Origin of the sequence: Clostridium sp. 1001270J_160509_D11 (genome assembly GCF_015667935.1) — a bacterium.
Lineage (GTDB): Bacteria > Bacillota > Clostridia > Peptostreptococcales > Peptostreptococcaceae > Intestinibacter.
In genome coordinates, this window is sequence record NZ_JADPET010000200.1 from 1 (window position 1) to 3,768 (window position 3,768).

At 29.0% G+C, this 3,768-nt stretch carries 3 protein-coding genes; all 3 read right to left on the reverse strand.

Annotation, left to right across the window (positions count from 1 at the left end):
* Window positions 1–165: 165 nt before the first annotated feature.
* On the reverse strand, window positions 166–1,302 hold the full coding sequence (locus I4U58_RS13035; protein WP_195931773.1) for a C40 family peptidase: 1,137 nt from the start codon (window positions 1,300–1,302) through the stop codon (window positions 166–168).
* Window positions 1,303–1,505: 203 nt separating this feature from the next.
* On the reverse strand, window positions 1,506–2,729 hold the full coding sequence (gene pepT, locus I4U58_RS13040) for a peptidase T (RefSeq protein WP_195931774.1): 1,224 nt from the start codon (window positions 2,727–2,729) through the stop codon (window positions 1,506–1,508).
* 181 nt (window positions 2,730–2,910) lie between these two features.
* Window positions 2,911–3,687 carry a glutamate racemase gene (murI, locus tag I4U58_RS13045; protein ID WP_195931775.1) on the reverse strand — a complete coding sequence of 259 codons (777 nt, stop codon included), beginning with the start codon at window positions 3,685–3,687 and terminating at the stop codon, window positions 2,911–2,913.
* Window positions 3,688–3,768: the final 81 nt, after the last annotated feature.

Sequence of the window (3,768 nt, forward strand, 5' to 3'; positions counted from 1 at the left end):
AAGATTTAGTTTGATAAGTTTATTAATATTTTCATACGTATAAATTGATATTAGAAATGATCTAAACATAAATAGCACTTATTATATTTTTATGCTTAGAATAGTGAATTTATTCAAAAGCCAGAAAACAAGTTCTAACTTATCTTCTGGCTTTTATTTTATTATTTATAAAACTCTTCTTGCATTTACAAATGCATTTTTATAATAACTTGTATTTACACTTGTTATTACTATTTTACGTTGACTAGAAGATGCATGTATCATCTGTCCATTACCTATATAAAGTCCAACATGAGATACTTGTCCATTATTAGCACCATTAGTATCGAAAAACATTAAATCCCCAGCTTTTAAATTGCTCCAACTTACAGATGTTCCATATTTACTTTGAGCACTTGAAGTTCTAGGTAAAACTATTCCCGCTTTATTTTTAAATACATAATATGTAAAACCTGAACAGTCAAAACTGTTTGGCCCTTGAGCTCCCCACACATATGGTTTTCCTAATAATGTCTTTGCATATGCTATTACTGAGCTTGCACTTGACGATACTGAAGTACTTCCACTATTTGATGATGAGCTTGAAGACGGTTTTTTAGATTGTAAATATTGACTACTTACATATCCTGTACTTCCGCTGTAGTTTATTTTTGACCATCCATTTGATGTAGATAGCACATTTACACTTTGCCCATATGCTATTGTCGTTATTTTTGCATAGCTTGTAGCTGGCCCTGTTCTCATATTTAATCCAGATGTTGTATTTACATATTTTACTGTTTGGCTAGTTTCCGAACTTGAACTTGAAGATGGTTTTGTAGATTGTAAATACTGACTGCTTACATATCCTGTACTTCCGTTGTAGTTTATTTTTGACCATCCATTTGATGTAGATAGCACGTTTACACTTTGTCCATATGACAATGTTGCTATCTTCGCATAACTTGTCGATGGTCCTGTTCTTACATTTAGTCCTGCTGTTGTATTTACATATTTTGTAGTTTGAGTAGTTTCCGAATTTGAAGTTGAATTTGATACATAATCTTTATATATATATCCTGTTTTTCCGTTATATTTTGCATTTACCCAGTTCCCACTTGTACTTAAAACTTCAATAGAACTTCCCTTTGAAATTACAGTTATTGAAGAATAACTTGTCGATGGTCCTGTTCTAAAGTTTACATTTTCTGTTACTGTTGCTATTTGACTTGCAGCCTCTACTGTCGATATATTTGTCATTGACACAATTGAGGTCGCTGCAATCGCTGCTCCCGCTAATACATAAGATTTATTTATACTCATAATATCTATTCCTCCCGATAATTAGACACGTTTTTACTTTTTTTTATTTTATAGTTATATTGTTACATTTTTGTAACTATTTTTCAAGTATTTTCTGTAACTTTTTTGTAACTTTTTATTTTTTTAATTTTCTAAAAAAAATAAACTCCCTTTAACTAAGCTTTTTATGCCTTGTGAAAAGGAGTTTATTTTTATATTATTATTTAATAATTTTTATTATTTTTAACTATATTGATTATTACTGATTTAGCTTTTTCCATTTCTTCAACTACTGCATACTCATAATATCCGTGGAAATTATACCCTCCTGTAAATAAGTTTGGAGTTGGTATTCCCATATATGAAATTCTCGCACCATCAGTCCCACCTCTAATAGGAACTATTCTCGCTTCTACATCAGCATCATCCATTGCTTTTTTTGCTAGATCAATTATATACATTACAGGTTCTATCTTTTCTTTCATATTGTAGTAGCTATCTTTTATATCGACAATTATTCTATCTTCACCATATTTTTGCTGTAAAGTTTTCGCTATTTCTCTTATCTTAGATTTTCTTTTTTCTAATCCATTTAAATCAAAATCTCTAAGTATATAAGATATTTCAGCCTTATCTACTTCTCCACTAATTGAATTAAGCATGTAGAACCCTTCGTATCCTTGTGTATTTTCAGGCACTTCGTTTGGAACCATAGAGTTAAATTCTGAGGCTACACTAGCAGCATTTATCATAACGTTATATGCATAACCTGGGTGTACGCTCTTTCCTATTATTTTTATATTTGCACTAGCAGCGTTGAAGTTTTCATATTCTAATTCTCCAATTTCTCCACCATCTACTGTATATGCAAAATCAGCTTTAAATTTATCAACATCAAAGAAATCTGCACCTTTTCCTACTTCTTCATCTGGTGTAAAGCATACATATATATCACTATGCTCTATTTCTTGATGTTTAGCTATGTATTTTAATGACTCCATTATTTCAGCTATTCCAGCCTTGTCGTCAGCACCAAGTAATGTCGTTCCATCAGAAGTTATTATAGTTTTTCCGACTTTATCTTTTAAGAGATTAAACTCTTTTGGTGATAGTATTATATTTTTTTCGCTATTTATTACTATATCATTTCCATCATAATTTTTATGTATTTGTGGATTTACATTTTCGCCACTAGCTGCTGGTGATGTATCCATATGAGCTATAAATCCTATTTTATTAAGATTTTTATCTGTATTGGATTTTAAGGTTGCATAAACATATCCTTTTTCATCCATATGAGCATCTTCTAGTCCTATTTCCTTTAAATCCTCTACTAATATCTTTCCTAAATCCTTTTGAATTTCTGTAGTTGGGACACTTTCTGAATACTCGCTACTTGTTGTATGTACTTTTGCATATTTTATAAATCTATTTATTAAATCTTGCATTATAATTCCTCCTATTATTGTAATTTACTTCTATATCTTTTAGTTTAATATTTGTATTATCTACACTTTTTCGAAAAACTTTCACCTCAATAGTTTAAATTTACTTTTTTTAGATAATTTTATAATACCATGATTTTTAACATTTTTTAGAAAAAAAATAGATTTGAAAATAAATTCAAATCTATCTAGCTAATAACTTATTAGAAAGTCTCATATATTTTTGATCTTTACTTGAGTTGTAAATTTCTATCTTTCCAATATTATCTCTTGTATTTAATTCGTTCTTGTCTTCTAATACTTCTTTTAGATGTCTACAAGTTCCAATATTTCCATCTACTAAGTTAGTATTTTCAGGTAAAAATTGATTTAAATAATCTCTATAGAATATAAAGTGTGTACATCCTAAAACGACACTATCAAGGTTATCCATATTTACGTCTTTATAGTAGTCTTTTAATTGGTCTATAACTATGTTTTTATCATCTAGTAAATCATTTTCAACTATTTCAACAAGTTTTGGGCAAGGCATTTTAACCACTTTATTGTTTCCTCTAAACTTGTGCATTAATGTTTCAAATTTCTTTTCTTTTAAAGTTAAAGGAGTAGCCATAACTACTATATTATTATTTTTAACTCCTTGTGTTGCAACTTTTAAAGCTGGTTCCATTCCTATTATAGGAAGATTTTTATATTTTTTTCTAAGATAGTTTGCAGAAGCACTTGTAGCTGTATTACATGCTATAACTACTGCTTTTACTCCCTTTGATATAAAAAAATCTATTATTTCAACACATCTTTCGGTAATTTGCTCTTTTGTTTTAACGCCATAAGGAGCATATGCCGAATCTCCAAAATAGATAAAATCTTCATTTGGCATAAGCTCTTTTAAATCTCTAAGAACACTTATTCCACCTAAACCTGAATCAAAAACTCCTATAGCTTTTTTACTATTATCCATTAAAGTACCTCCGATATGGTTTTAATTATTTCTCTGCACATATTATTACTTCTACTATTATAAAATATATATCCTATTTAT

Bases quoted from the DNA above. Each gene is read 5' to 3' on its own strand.
- I4U58_RS13035 (WP_195931773.1), bottom strand. From the start codon at position 1,302: ATGAGTATAAATAAATCTTATGTATTAGCGGGAGCAGCGATTGCAGCG.
- pepT (WP_195931774.1), bottom strand. From the start codon at position 2,729: ATGCAAGATTTAATAAATAGATTTATAAAATATGCAAAAGTACATACA.
- murI (WP_195931775.1), bottom strand. From the start codon at position 3,687: ATGGATAATAGTAAAAAAGCTATAGGAGTTTTTGATTCAGGTTTAGGT.